Raw genomic sequence first — 13,309 nt, 5'->3', positions numbered from 1 at the left:
CGCTAGAACGGTCGCACGATCCCAACGCGCGGGATCAGGGTGAGGACTAAGCCGAAGATGTTGGTCCTGTTGTCGTCCGGCGGGATCAGCGCGGTCTCGCGCGCGGCGGGCAGCGTCTTCACCGCATGCAGGATCAGGAACATGCAGACCGCCCAGTTCGACATCCAGCGCGAATAGTCGAACACCATCGCGAACATGATGAGATAGGCGAGGCTGATGCCGGTCAGCGCCGCGATGACGAGACGCCGGTGCAGCTTGCTCGCGAGCGCGGCGATCAGGTCGGCGAAATAGCGCCACAGCGGCGTGTGCAGCCAGAGCAGCAGCGCGAACACCGGCAGGCCGAGCATGTTGTGCGGCAGCCATTTCCAGGTGTCGGACACCTCCTTCGACAGCGGCTGATACCAGATGTAGCTGAACTGGAGCAGGCTGGTACGGGACGGATCGGCCATGCGGCTCTTCAGATAGGCGAGGAAGTCCGCCTCGGGGATCGGCATCGTTCCCAGAAACTGCGCCGCGAGAAACAGTGCGCTCACGCACAGCAGCGCCGCAAAACCGAATGCGATATTCGTTCTGGTGATGCCGTGCCCGAGATAATGCCTGATCCCGACGATGGTGATGATCGTCGGCACATACATCAGCAGATGGATGTGGTGGATCAGCACCAGGATGATCGCGAACAGCGCGGCCGTTGCGACGAACAGCAGCGAGCCGGCCGGTATCAGCAGCAGGATGAGCGCGAACACGCAGCCATAGATGTCGAAATGGCCGAGCGTGTGCATGAAGTTCTTCAGGAAGTACGGCGAGCCCGCGATCAGGACGAACAGCGGCAGCGTCTTATTGGAGAAGCCGAACGTCTTCTGGAAGAGCCTGAGGAATAGCCCCAGCGTCACCAACCACGCCGCGCCTGAGATCGCGAACACCAGCCACACCGGCACCTTGTCCGTGAACAGCGCGACGATCGCCCCGATCAGCGCGCGCTTGATGAAGCCGAAATGGTAGTCGACGACGAGGTGGATGTAGGGAACGTAAGGCGGCAGCAGGATCTTGTGAATGAACACGCCGACGATGACCGCCGCGTTGATCGCGAGCAGGACGCGCCAGGGATTTTTCTCGATGTCAGCGAGCACGCGGCACCCGCCGTGCACCATACTCCGCTGTCGTCCCGGACAAGCCACCGGGTCCGCGCGTAGCGCGGACCGATGACAGGCTCCGCGCGACCCGGGACCCATAACCACAGGAGGTCGTGTGTGCCGGAATCGGAGCCGCCATCTTTTTCAACAAGGACCGCTGGTGGTTATGGTCCCTGCTTTCGCAGGGACGACGGCGGATAGAGATAACCGACCCTGGCCGATTTACAAAATGAATCGGCTGAGATCCGCGTTCTTGGCGAGGTCGCCGACGTGCTTCTGCACGAAATCGGCATCGACCTTGACGGTCTCGCCGCTGCGGTCGGGGGCGGTGAAGGAGATCTCGTCCAGCACCCGCTCCATCACCGTCTGCAGCCGCCGCGCGCCGATGTTCTCGACGGTGGAGTTGACGGCGACCGCGACGTCGGCGAGTGCGTCGACGGCGCTGTCGGTGATGTCGAGCGTGACGCCCTCGGTCTGCATCAGCGCGACATATTGCTTGATCAGCGAGGCCTCGGGCTCGGTCAGGATGCGGCGCATGTCGTCGCGCGTCAGCGCCTGCAATTCGACGCGGATCGGCAGGCGGCCCTGCAATTCGGGCAGCAAATCCGACGGCTTGGCCACGTGGAAGGCGCCGGAGGCAATGAACAGGATGTGGTCGGTCTTGACCGCACCGTGCTTGGTCGAGACCGTGGTGCCTTCGATCAGCGGCAACAGATCGCGCTGCACGCCCTCGCGCGAGACGTCGCCGGCGGCGCGGCCTTCGCGCGCGCAGATCTTGTCGATCTCGTCCAGGAACACGATGCCGTTGTTCTCGACGGCGCTGATCGCTTCCAGCGTCAGCTGATCGGCGTCGAGCAGCTTGTCGGATTCCTCGTTGACGAGGATCTCGTGCGAGCCTTCCACCGTCAGCCGCCGCGTCTTGGGGCGGCCGCCGAGCTTGCCGAAAATGTCGCCGATCGAGATCGCGCCCATCTGCGCGCCCGGCATGCCCGGGATCTCGAACATCGGCATGCCGCCGCCGGACGATTGCGTCTCGATCTCGATTTCCTTGTCGTTGAGCTCGCCGGCGCGCAGCTTCTTGCGGAAGGATTCGCGCGTCGCGGAGCTGGAATTGGCGCCGACCAGCGCGTCGAGCACGCGCTCCTCGGCGGCGAGCTGCGCGCGCGCCTGCACATCCTTGCGCTTGCGCTCGCGGACTTGGGCGATCGCGACCTCGACGAGATCGCGGATGATCTGCTCGACGTCGCGGCCGACATAGCCGACCTCGGTGAACTTCGTCGCTTCCACCTTCAGGAACGGCGCATTCGCAAGTTTTGCCAATCGCCGCGCGATCTCGGTCTTGCCGACGCCGGTGGGGCCGATCATCAAAATGTTCTTCGGCAGCACCTCCTCGCGCAGGGAGCCTTCGAGCTGCTGCCGCCGCCAACGGTTGCGCAGCGCGATCGAGACGGCGCGCTTGGCATCGGCCTGGCCGACGATGAAACGGTCGAGTTCGGATACGATTTCGCGGGGGGAGAAGTCTGTCATGTCTGCTTAGCTAGGGCGGGAGGCGGCCAAGGACAAGCCGCATTTTAGGTCAGATGATGGGCGGGCCCGATTGCCATTGTTTTACGGCCTCGATCGGATGGATCAGCATCAATATATTGAGCGTCAGATTGTCGCGAATGTGAAGCGCCAGCATGATTTCGAAGGCGAGCCCGGTGAGGACGGTTACAGTTACCGGCAGCACGCGCGCGGCGAGGAACCCGAGCATCATGAACAGCGTGTCAGAAATCGAATTCACGATGCTGTCGCCGTAATAATCCAGCGAGATCGTGCCGGCGCGGTAACGCTCGATGATGAACGGCGAATTCTCGACGATCTCCCAGGCGCCTTCGATCAGCATGGCGATGATCAACCGGGCGGGCCAGGAGAGGCGCAGCAGCGGCAGGCGCGCGAACAGCAACCAGGTCAGGCCGTAGAACAGGAAGCCGTGCAGGACGTGCGAAAAACTGTACCAGTCGGCGATGTGCTGCGAGTTTTCCGAGCTGTTCACCACGCCGTGCCAGAGCTTGACATAGCCGCAGGTGCAGATCGGCACACGCCCCATCGCGAACAGGACCGCGGCCTGCAGCGCCAGCAGCAGCAGCGCGATGCCGACCCATGCCAGCGCCGGGAAGGCGGCCTTGCTCTCGCGCGCGTGGACCAGCGTCATGGTTCGCGCACCATCAGCAGCGCCGGCCCGTCCGGCGTCTCGACCATGCGGTCGCGGATGAAGCCGGCCTTCTCGTAAGCACGCAACGCACGTGCGTTGAGCGGATCAGGGTCAGTGACCATGCGGGGCAGGCCGCTGCGAAACTGCTCATCGACAAACTGGCGGATGAACGCCGAGCCGTGGCCGTGCGCAATCATGTCGCCTTCGCCGATGAACTGGTCGATCCCACGCGTGCCCTCCGGTTGCGGCCCGAAGCCCGAATTCCAGGCGGTCAGGCGGTAGCACTGAAGATAGCCGAACGGCTTGTCGCCGGCCAACACGATGAACTGGTCCATGGCGGGCTCAATGAGATCGACGCCGACGAGCGCAAGCTGCTCGTCCGGATCGCCCCACCATTCCCGCACATGGGCCTCACCCAGCCAGCGCCGGATCAGCGGCAGGTCGGCTGCGGTCATGGGGCGGAAGGTGTAGGTGGCGGTCATTTAGGGCCGTCGATGATGCTGCACTCCCTCTCCCGCTTGCGGGAGAGGGTCGGGGAGAGGGTGTCTCCGCATTGGGACAATCCCCTAGAGGAGAGAGCCCTCACCCGCGCCTTCGGCGCGACCTCTCCCGCAAGCGGGAGAGGTTGCAGCCAGCCAGGAGCTCCGCTGTTCAGTCACAGATAAGACCTACCCGGTCACCAGGCTTTCAATGGTCAAATTGCGGTTGGTGTAGACGCAGATGTCGGCGGCGATGTCGAGGGAGCGGCGGACGATGGTCTCGGCGTCCTTGTCGGTGTCGATCAGGGCGCGCGCGGCCGCCAGCGCGTAGTTGCCGCCGGAGCCGATCGCCATCACGCCGGCCTCGGGCTCGAGCACGTCGCCGGTGCCGGTCAGGACCAGCGAGACGTCCTTGTCGGCCACGATCATCATGGCCTCCAGCCGGCGGAGGTAGCGGTCGGTGCGCCAGTCCTTGGCCAGCTCCACTGCGGCCCGGGTCAATTGCCCCGGATATTGCTCGAGCTTGCTCTCCAGCCGCTCAAACAGCGTGAAGGCATCGGCGGTGGCGCCGGCAAAGCCGCCGATGACGTCGCCCTTGCCGAGCTTGCGGACCTTCTTGGCGTTGGACTTGATCACGGTCTGGCCGATCGAGACCTGGCCGTCGCCGCCGACCACCACCTTGCCGCCCTTGCGGACCGTCAAAATCGTGGTGCCGTGCCAGCCCGGCGAGCTGTTCTGGGAATCCTGCATAAGTGACCCTCGTTGTCCGGCCTGATTTAGGGGGTCGGGAGCGGGGGCACAACGGGCCGTTCCGGGCCGAATTTCGCTCACCATAGGCAGAAGTAGAGGCCTCGCCAGCCGTTCCCGCAGTAGCGAAGGCGTCATTTGGCTGTTAAGAGACTGGCGTTTTCGGCTCAAAGAGCATGATCCGGAAAAGTGGCTACCGGTTTTCCGACAAGATCATGCTCAAAACCAACGTGGAAACCGATTTTCCATGCGCACCGCGACGATCAAGCGCAAGACCAAGGAAACCGACATCGAGGTCTCCGTGAACCTCGATGGCACCGGCGTGGGCAATATTGCGACCGGCATCGGCTTTTTCGACCATATGCTCGATCTCCTCGCCCGCCATTCCCGCATCGACCTCACGGTCAAGGCGGTCGGCGACCTGCACATTGACTATCACCATACCACCGAAGACACCGGCATCGCGCTCGGCCAGGCGGTCAAGCAGGCGCTCGGCAACATGGCGGGCATCACCCGCTATGCCGGCGTGCACATGCCCATGGACGAGACGCTGTCGCGCGTGGTCATCGACATCTCGGGCCGCCCGTTCCTGGTGTTCAAGGCCGACTTTCCCCGCGACAAGATCGGTGAGTTCGACACCGAGCTGGTGCGCGAATGGTTCCAGGCCTTCGCCATCAACGCCGGCGTGACTCTCCACGTCGAGACCCTATATGGCGATAACAGCCACCATATCGCCGAGTCCTGCTTCAAGGGTCTGGCGCGAGCGCTGCGTACCGCGGTCGCGATCGATCCGAAGGCCGTGGGCGAGATTCCGTCCACCAAGGGCTCGCTCGGCGGCTGACGTCTTCCGGCCGGCGGCACGCGCCGCTTGCGCTTTCTACTCAATTCTCGAGCACGGGGCATCGCCATGCCTGTCTACACAGTTCATGCTCCCTCTCCTGCCGGAGCCGATCTGCGCGCGACCGACAAGTTCGTGTTCGTGCGCGACGGTTTTCATTTCTGGGCGATGGTGTTGGGGCCGTTCTGGCTATTGTGGAATCGGCTCTGGCTGGCTCTGATCGGCTGGATCATCTTCCTGGCTGCATTCGATGCCGGCTTGCACAGCCTCGGCGTCGGCCGCCCCGCCATCTTTTTCGCAAATATCATCATCGCGCTCTTGATGGGTCTTGAGGCCTCGAGCCTGCGCCGCTGGACCCTGTCGCGCGGCAAGTGGCGGCAGCTCGACGTCGTCATTGCCGACGACGAGGACACCGCCGAGCGCCGCTTCTTCGAGCGCTGGAGCCAGAAGCAGCACGGCATCGTCAACGATCAATGGGCCGTCGACCGCGGCGGTCCGCCGCCGACCCGCAGCACGCCGGGTCAGCAATTCTCGAACCCGCCGCCAATTCCGGCCGGCGGCATCATTGGTTTGTTTCCAGAACCGGGAGGGTCAAGATGAGCGTCGCCATCATCGATTACGGTTCCGGGAATCTGCATTCCGCCGCGAAGGCCTTCGAGCGTGCCGCGCGCAGCCTCGAGAACCCGCAAAAGGTCTTCGTCACCAGCGATCCCGATCAGGCCTATGAGGCCGACCGTCTGGTGCTGCCGGGCGTCGGCGCCTTCGCCGATTGCCGGCGCGGGCTCGACGCGGTCAACGGCATGGTCGAGGCGATCACGGAAGCCGTGCGCGTCAAGGCGCGGCCGTTCTTCGGCATCTGCGTCGGCATGCAGCTGATGGCGAGCCGCGGCAAGGAGCATGTCATCACCGAAGGCCTGAACTGGATCGGCGGCGACGTCGAGAAGATCACGCCGCGCGATGAAAACCTGAAGATCCCTCACATGGGCTGGAATACGCTCGAGGTGCTGCGCGAGCATCCGGTGCTGAACAGGCTGCCGCTCGGCCCCAAGGGCCAGCACGCTTATTTCGTGCACTCCTACCACCTCAACCCCGCCAGCGAGGCGGACGTGCTCGCGCGCGCCGACTACGGCGGGCCTGTCACCGCGATCGTCGCCAAGGACACCGCGGTCGGCACGCAGTTTCACCCCGAGAAAAGCCAGCGTTTTGGTCTGGCCCTGATCTCGAACTTCTTGCGATGGAAACCGTGATTCTCTTCCCCGCGATCGACCTCAAGAACGGCCAGTGCGTGCGCCTCGAGCAAGGCGACATGGCGCGCGCGACCGTTTTCAACCTCAATCCAGCAGCGCAGGCGCAGAGCTTTGCCGAGCAGGGTTTTGAGTATCTCCACGTCGTCGATCTCGACGGTGCGTTTGCCGGCAAGCCGGTGAATGCCGAGGCCGTCGAGGCGATGCTGAAGACGATCAAGATCCCGGTGCAGCTCGGCGGCGGCATTCGCGATCTCAAGACCGTCGAAGCCTGGCTCGACAAGGGCATCACTCGCGTCATCATCGGCACCGCCGCGGTGCGCGATCCCGAACTGGTGAAGTCTGCTGCGAAGAAATTCCCCGGCCGCGTTGCGGTCGGGCTCGACGCGCGCGACGGCAAGGTCGCGGTCGAAGGCTGGGCCGAGACCTCGCAGGTGACCGTGCTGGAGATCGCAAAGCGCTTCGAGGATGCCGGCGTCGCCGCCATCATCTTCACCGACATCGCGCGGGACGGCCTGCTCAAGGGTCTGAACCTGGATGCGACGATTGCGCTGGCCGACGCGATCTCGATTCCGGTGATCGCCTCCGGCGGTCTCGCCTCGATCGAGGACATCAAGGCGATGCTGACGCCGCGGGCGAAAAAGCTCGCCGGCGCGATCGCCGGCCGTGCGCTCTACGACGGCCGACTCGACCCCGCCGCCGCCCTCACCCTGATCCGCGACGCGCGCAGGAGCTGACACATGTTCAAGGTGCGCGTGATCCCCTGCCTCGACGTCAAGGACGGCCGCGTCGTCAAGGGCGTCAACTTCGTCGACCTGCGCGATGCCGGCGATCCCGTCGAGGCCGCGATCGCCTATGACGCCGCCGGCGCTGACGAACTCACCTTCCTCGACATCACCGCGACCCATGAGAACCGCGGCATCATGCTGGACGTGGTCCGGCGCACCGCCGAGGCCTGCTTCATGCCGGTCACCGTCGGCGGTGGCGTGCGCGAGGTCAACGACATCAAGACGCTGCTGCGCGCCGGCGCCGACAAGGTCTCGATCAACAGCGCCGCGGTGTCGCGCCGCGAGTTCGTCAAGGAAGCCGCCGAGAAATTCGGCGAGCAGTGCGTGGTCGTCGCGATCGATGCCAAGCGCGTCAAGCGCCCGGGCGGCGACCGCTGGGAGATTTTTACCCATGGCGGGCGCAACTCCACGGGCATCGACGCGATCGAATATGCCCAGGAAGTGGTCTCGCTCGGCGCCGGCGAGATCCTGCTCACCTCGATGGATCGCGACGGCACCAGGCAGGGCTTTGACATTCCGCTGACCCGGGCGATCGCCGACAGCGTTCCCGTTCCCGTGATCGCCTCGGGTGGCGTCGGTAATCTCGACCACCTCGTCGACGGGATCCGCGACGGCCATGCCACGGCCGTGTTGGCCGCCTCGATCTTCCACTTCGGGGAATTCACCATCCGCGAAGCCAAGGAGCATATGGCCCGGCGCGGGCTAGCCATGCGCCTCGATGCCTGACGACTCCGCTTCATAAAAATGCTACATAGGCCGGCGGGACCGGCCCGTTCGGCCGGACGTGTATTTGAGTGTTCTGTATGGCGCGTTTCACGATCCATCATCTCGCCGAGACCATCGACGCCCGCGCGGCGTCCGGTGGCGAGGCCTCCTATACCCGCAAGCTGCTCGACAAGGGCGCCGAGCATTGCGCCAAGAAGTTCGGTGAGGAAGCAGTCGAAACCGTAATCGCAGCAGTCGAAAACGATCGCGCGCATCTGATCGCTGAAAGTGCCGACCTGCTCTATCACTTCCTTGTGCTGCTCAAGTCCCGCGACGTAAAGCTGGAAGAGGTGGAAGCGGCGCTGGACAAGCGTACGAATATGTCAGGGTTGGAAGAGAAGGCGTCGCGCAAGAGCGGCAGCTAGAGGGTTTGTTTGAGCATGATCTTTTCGGAAAACCGCTTCACACTTTTCCGGATCATGCTCTCCTCTTAACGGAAAGGTCGCGTCATGGATATCCGCGCACCCGAGCAGCAATACAATCCATACCGCGTCTATACGCGCGAAGAATGGGCGCGGTTGCGCGACGATACGCCGATGACGCTGGAGCCGGGCGAGTTCGATCGGCTGCGTTCACTGCACGACCGCCTCGATCTCAAGGAAGTCGAGGACATTTACCTGCCGCTGTCGCGCCTGCTCTCGATCTATGTCGATGCGATGCAGCGGCTGTATTACGCCGAGCGCCAGTTCCTCAACATTCGCGATCGCAAAGTCCCGTACATCATCGGCGTTGCCGGCTCGGTCGCGGTCGGAAAATCCACCACGGCCCGCGTGCTCCAGGCCCTGCTGGCACGCTGGTCGCCGCGTCCGAAGGTCGAGCTGATCACGACTGACGGTTTTCTTTACCCGAAGGCCCTGCTCGAGCAGCAAGGCATTTTGCAGAAGAAGGGCTTTCCGGAGAGCTATGATCTGCCGCTGCTGCTCAGTTTCCTGTCCGATATCAAATCGGGCCGCCGCCATGTCCGCTCGCCTGTCTATTCGCATTTGACCTACGATATCGTGCCGAACGAATGGGCGGAGGTCGACCAGCCCGACATCCTGATCGTCGAGGGGGTCAACGTCTTGCAGACCGGCAAGCTGCCGCGTGACGGCAAGGCGGTGCCCGTCGTTTCCGACTTCTTCGATTTCTCAGTCTATATCGACGCCGACGAGGCGGCGCTGCGGCAATGGTACATCAAGCGCTTCCTGGCGCTGCGCGACACCGCGTTCACCAATCCAAAGTCCTACTTCAATCGCTATGCGCTGTTGTCGGACGAGGAAGCCACCGCCACCGCCACCGCGATCTGGGAGCGCACCAACCTCGCCAATCTCGAAGACAACATTTTGCCGACGCGGCCCCGCGCGACGCTGATCCTGAAGAAGGGCGCGGATCACGCGGTGGAGAGCGTGGCGCTCAGGCGGCTGTAGCTTCGCCGCCTCCTATTTGCCGGCCTTCGCCGTCCAATCCGCGGACTTGACGCGTGCGACAAAGGTCGCGGGCCCCGAGCCGTTGGCCCGGTAGACGAAGGCTTCGCCCTCCTGTACTTCCCCGGCCTCCTTGCCGAAGGCATCGGCGATGTTCGTCTTGTGAGTGACGAGGACGGTGTTCGTGCCGGGCGCCGGCGATTGATCGACGAGCTGGCGCACGGCCGCCCCGGCCTTTGCGTTCGCAGCGGTGGGGTTTGCCATTCCCGACGTGCTGGCATTGCTGCTGTCCGTCAATGCGTCGACCGGCTTGCATTCCTTGCCAGTAATCAGCCTGCCGGCTTCGATCGCGCGGTTCAGACGGCTTGTGTAGACATCGCCAATCGGAATCGCGCGCTCCTGGATCGCCGCTCCGATCTGACGCGCCATATCCCTGCCCTTTTCACTCAGCTGGCGCTGGGCACTCATGTCGTCGAACTTGAAGGGATAGACGTCTTTCTGGCTGTCGTCGGTCGCGGTGTGCCGAAAGACGAGAACGTACCCGCCTTGCTTCAGCGCAGCGATGAGCTCCGACGTACCCGCTGCGGCGACCTGGGAGCTAACAGCGAGAAAGACAATGACGGAGAGCCGGTAGAGTACATTCATGCGCGATATCCTCGTCGGAAACCGAGCCCCCGAAGGATGATGACGCGCAGTGGGTTCGATTTCAATCAAAGATTGTCGGTCGGGCAGGCGCGCGTATCACCGCATCGTCATTACGAGCGCAGCGAAGCGATCCAGACTGCCTACGCGGAAAGATTCTGGATTGCTTCGCGGCGCTCGCGATGACGGCGAGGGAGCGGGGACTACATCGCCAGATGCCGTGACGCTGCCAGCCCCGCCAGTGCCTCGTCGAGCTTCTCCCGGTCGAGCGGCTTGATCAGAAAGCCGTTCATGCCCGCCTCGAAACAGGCGTAGCGGTCTTCCACCAGCGTATTGGCGGTGAGCGCGAGGATCGGCGTGTGCTGGCCGCTGGTAACGGCCTCGTGGGCGCGGATGCGCTTGGTTGCCTCGATGCCGTCGAGCTGCGGCATCTGGATGTCCATCAGCACGAGATCATAGGGCGTGCCGGCCGAGCTAGCCGCCAGCCAGGATTCCAGCGCGGCCTCGCCGTGGACGGCGATGACGACGCGGTGGCCGAGTTTTGTCAGCAGCGAGCGCATCAGCAGCGCGTTGATTTCGTTGTCCTCGGCGACGAGAATCGACAAGCCCTTTGCCGGTGCAGCGCCGGTGGAGTCGGCCGGTGGCTCCGGCGCGAGGTCGGGCGAGGCGACCTCGGGTGTCAGCGCGAGACGTGCGGCGAGCGAGGCGGTGCGTAAGGGCTTGACCAGGAAGCCGGTGAAATCAGCCGAAAACTTCTCGTGGCGCGAGCTCGACGTCAGCAGCACCAGCCGCTGCGCCGCATGCGCGCGCCCCAGCCCGCCAAGCCGGTCGGCGATGGTCGCGCCGATCGCACGATCGACCAGCATGGCGTGCCAGGATCGCTCCGGCAGCAGCGCTTCCACGACCGACGCATCGGAGGTCATGCAGGTCTGGCCGCCCCAGCGCTCGAGACGCCGCGCGATCAGCGAGGCCTCGATGCCGTCGGCAACCAGGAGGATCGATTTGCCGGTGAGGTCGGGGCTCGGGAATGCCGTCTGTCCCGCGCTGCCTTGCGATGCCGCCAGCGGCAGCGCGACCTCGAAGGTTGCACCCTTGCCCGGCTCGCTCGTCAGCGTGATGCGGCCGCCCATGCGCTTGACGATGCGCTCGCTGATGGCAAGGCCAAGGCCGGTGCCGCCATAGGTGCGCGCGACGCGCTCGTCGGCCTGCTCGAATTCGCGGAAGATGCGCTGCTGCGCGTCTGGCGCGATGCCGATGCCGGTGTCGCGGACCAGAAAACTGATCTCGTGCGGCCAGATGCCGGGCTCGACGATCAGCGCGACGCCGCCTTTTGCCGTGAACTTGATGGCGTTGCCGGCGAGGTTGAGCAGCACTTGGCGCAGCCGCGCCGCGTCGCCGACCACTTCCAGCGGCAGGCGCTCGTCGACATAGGCGGCGATCTCGAGCTGCCTGGCCTGCGCGCGCGGCGCCAGCAGCTCGGTGATCTCCTCGATCAGGGTGGAGAGCGCGAACGGGCGCAGCTCGAGATCGAGCTTGCCGGCCTCGATCTTGGAATAGTCGAGCAGCTCTTCGATCAGCGCCATCAGCGCTTCGCCAGAGGTTTTCACCGCCCTGGCATAGGTCGCCTGCTCCGGCGTCAGATTGGTGTCGAGCAACAGGCCGCCCATGCCGATGATGCCGTTCAGCGGCGTGCGAATCTCGTGCGAGGCCATCGCCAGGAAGCGCGACTTGGCGCGGTTGGCGGCGTCGGCCTGGTCGCGCGCGTCCGACAGCGCGCGTTCGCTCTCGGTGCGGTCGGTGACGTCGCGCCCGACGCTCTGCAATTCGGCGGGTTGGCCGGCATCGAGCCGGACATAGCCTTCGCGCCAGGCGATCCAGCGCGCACCGAGCGGAGTTGCGATCTTCTGGTCGTGGACGCGCGTGCCGCTGCTCTCGCGGGCGCTGTCGCCCTGCTCCAGCACGTCGAAATCGAAGCGGGTGCCGACCAGCGCGCCGCGCGGCTGCCCCGCGAGCGCGCAATAGGCGTCATTGGCGAAGGTGATGCAGCCCTGGGTGTCGCGCAGTACGATCAGATCGCCCTGCTGCTCGAACAGGCTGCGGGCGCGCTCCTCGGCCTCCTTCAGCTCCCAATTGCGGTCGATCAGCGCCTCGTTATGCGCAGCGAGCTTGCGCATCCGCTTGTTAACGAAGCGCAGGCGCATGCTCAGCGTGGCAAGGCCGAGGCAGGCGAGCGCGAACAGGAAGCTCGCACCGATCGCAAAGGCGTGGGGATCGTAGCCGGAATTCTCGGACCGGCTGCCGGTGACGAAACCATAGGCGCCGCCGAAGGTCGCCGAGAAGATCATGAAGGAGCGGATCGCGAAGGCTATGCGGGGATGACGCCGCCTGAAGCGGCGCAAGCGCACCTTGATCCGGAACGTCCGATCCATCTCCACCGACCCTTATCCGAAACCCCGCCGCCAGCGCGAGCGACGATGTCGTGCCGACCTTGCGAACAGTTTGAGGCTTTGGGGTTGCCTCCAAACAGGGTTGACGAGGTGTTAATGCCTCAGAGCATGATCCGGAAAGATCATGCTCAAACCTAGAGCGAGGCGGCCTGGAGGTGGCGGTGGCCGCCGCGGGCGCCGACGATCAGGGCCGCGGCCTCGCGTTGCGAGAACGTCCGCGAGCGCACAAAGATACGGTAATCCGCCGGCCCCTCGGTGGAGAGATAGATCACCGGGCCGCCGTCGACCGGCTGTGCGGCGATCGAGACGAGGCGGTTCGAGGAAGTGGCCTCGCAGGAATCCGGCTCGGACCCGAGGCCGTCGTCGACGACGGCGAAGTCCGCAGCATCCGCATCGTCGGTGATCTGGACCCGCACCGTCGCCTTTTCGGGATCGTCGGTGAAGGCGACATGCACGCCGGCGGTCCAGAACAGCGATGTCAGCTCGACCGAGGTTTCGCCGATGACGATGCAGGGATGCGAGACCGATCCGATCTCGCCGCGGGCGAACACCGCAGCCGCCAACAAGGGAACAACCGAGGCCAGGATCTTGAAACGCAACATGACACTCTACTCACCAGGCCGCTCGGGAAC

15 protein-coding genes are annotated in these 13,309 nt (G+C 64.4%); 7 read left to right on the top strand and 8 right to left on the bottom strand.

The features are described 5' to 3' along the window. Window positions 1-2: 2 nt before the first annotated feature. The 5 genes from QA642_RS00975 to hslV form a co-directional block, all read right to left on the bottom strand. Window positions 3-1,127 carry a hypothetical protein gene (locus QA642_RS00975; RefSeq protein ID WP_283082979.1) on the bottom strand — a complete coding sequence of 375 codons (1,125 nt, stop codon included), beginning with the start codon at window positions 1,125-1,127 and terminating at the stop codon, window positions 3-5. Between the two features lie 225 nt (window positions 1,128-1,352). Further along, window positions 1,353-2,657 carry an ATP-dependent protease ATPase subunit HslU gene (gene hslU / locus QA642_RS00970; RefSeq protein ID WP_283082978.1) on the bottom strand — a complete coding sequence of 435 codons (1,305 nt, stop codon included), beginning with the start codon at window positions 2,655-2,657 and terminating at the stop codon, window positions 1,353-1,355. A gap of 49 nt (window positions 2,658-2,706) precedes the next feature. Beyond that, window positions 2,707-3,324, bottom strand: coding sequence for a DUF2585 domain-containing protein (locus QA642_RS00965; protein ID WP_283082977.1), 618 nt, complete (start codon window positions 3,322-3,324; stop codon window positions 2,707-2,709). Next, window positions 3,321-3,806 carry a GNAT family N-acetyltransferase gene (locus tag QA642_RS00960; RefSeq protein WP_283082976.1) on the bottom strand — a complete coding sequence of 162 codons (486 nt, stop codon included), beginning with the start codon at window positions 3,804-3,806 and terminating at the stop codon, window positions 3,321-3,323. Before QA642_RS00960 ends, QA642_RS00965 begins: the two co-directional genes overlap by 4 nt. Window positions 3,807-3,992: 186 nt before the next feature. Further along, window positions 3,993-4,553 (bottom strand): ATP-dependent protease subunit HslV, encoded by a 561-nt coding sequence (gene hslV / locus QA642_RS00955; protein ID WP_235542088.1) that lies wholly within the window; start codon window positions 4,551-4,553, stop codon window positions 3,993-3,995. 244 nt (window positions 4,554-4,797) lie between these two features. On the opposite strand from hslV, the gene hisB reads away from it, so the two are divergent. The 7 genes from hisB (at window position 4,798) to coaA (ending at window position 9,591) form a co-directional block, all read left to right on the top strand. After that, on the top strand, window positions 4,798-5,391 hold the full coding sequence (gene hisB, locus QA642_RS00950; protein WP_283082975.1) for an imidazoleglycerol-phosphate dehydratase HisB: 594 nt from the start codon (window positions 4,798-4,800) through the stop codon (window positions 5,389-5,391). Between the two features lie 66 nt (window positions 5,392-5,457). Further along, the gene (locus tag QA642_RS00945) at window positions 5,458-5,988 is read left to right on the top strand and encodes a DUF2628 domain-containing protein (RefSeq protein WP_283082974.1); all 531 of its coding nucleotides are present in this window, start codon (window positions 5,458-5,460) and stop codon (window positions 5,986-5,988) included. Then, a complete protein-coding gene (gene hisH, locus QA642_RS00940; RefSeq protein WP_283082973.1) occupies window positions 5,985-6,635 on the top strand; it encodes an imidazole glycerol phosphate synthase subunit HisH in 651 nt (216 codons plus the stop codon). The genes QA642_RS00945 and hisH overlap by 4 nt, the downstream gene beginning before the upstream one ends. Continuing rightward, on the top strand, window positions 6,632-7,369 hold the full coding sequence (hisA, locus tag QA642_RS00935) for a 1-(5-phosphoribosyl)-5-[(5-phosphoribosylamino)methylideneamino]imidazole-4-carboxamide isomerase (RefSeq protein ID WP_283087127.1): 738 nt from the start codon (window positions 6,632-6,634) through the stop codon (window positions 7,367-7,369). Before hisH ends, hisA begins: the two co-directional genes overlap by 4 nt. Before the next feature lie 3 nt (window positions 7,370-7,372). Continuing rightward, window positions 7,373-8,146: an imidazole glycerol phosphate synthase subunit HisF gene (gene hisF, locus QA642_RS00930; protein WP_027561669.1), complete on the top strand. Its 774-nt coding sequence runs from the start codon at window positions 7,373-7,375 to the stop codon at window positions 8,144-8,146. Between the two features lie 77 nt (window positions 8,147-8,223). Then, window positions 8,224-8,550, top strand: a complete 327-nt coding sequence (locus QA642_RS00925) for a phosphoribosyl-ATP diphosphatase (protein WP_283082972.1) — start codon at window positions 8,224-8,226, stop codon at window positions 8,548-8,550. An 84-nt stretch (window positions 8,551-8,634) separates the two neighbouring features. Then, window positions 8,635-9,591 (top strand): type I pantothenate kinase, encoded by a 957-nt coding sequence (coaA, locus tag QA642_RS00920; RefSeq protein ID WP_283082971.1) that lies wholly within the window; start codon window positions 8,635-8,637, stop codon window positions 9,589-9,591. A 12-nt stretch (window positions 9,592-9,603) separates the two neighbouring features. Here coaA and QA642_RS00915 read toward each other — a convergent pair whose 3' ends face one another. The 3 genes from QA642_RS00915 to QA642_RS00905 all read right to left on the bottom strand — a co-directional run bounded on the left by QA642_RS00915 (window position 9,604) and on the right by QA642_RS00905 (window position 13,279). Next, window positions 9,604-10,233 (bottom strand): histidine phosphatase family protein, encoded by a 630-nt coding sequence (locus QA642_RS00915; protein WP_283082970.1) that lies wholly within the window; start codon window positions 10,231-10,233, stop codon window positions 9,604-9,606. A 200-nt stretch (window positions 10,234-10,433) separates the two neighbouring features. Beyond that, window positions 10,434-12,659 carry a PAS domain-containing hybrid sensor histidine kinase/response regulator gene (locus QA642_RS00910; protein WP_283082969.1) on the bottom strand — a complete coding sequence of 742 codons (2,226 nt, stop codon included), beginning with the start codon at window positions 12,657-12,659 and terminating at the stop codon, window positions 10,434-10,436. A gap of 152 nt (window positions 12,660-12,811) precedes the next feature. Beyond that, window positions 12,812-13,279, bottom strand: coding sequence for a hypothetical protein (locus tag QA642_RS00905; protein WP_283082968.1), 468 nt, complete (start codon window positions 13,277-13,279; stop codon window positions 12,812-12,814). Window positions 13,280-13,309 lie beyond the last annotated feature (30 nt).

Source organism: Bradyrhizobium sp. CB2312 (genome assembly GCF_029714425.1).
In the GTDB taxonomy this organism is placed as follows: domain Bacteria; phylum Pseudomonadota; class Alphaproteobacteria; order Rhizobiales; family Xanthobacteraceae; genus Bradyrhizobium.
The sequence above is the reverse complement of the archived record's forward strand: the minus strand, read 5'-3'. Positions and strand labels throughout refer to the sequence as shown.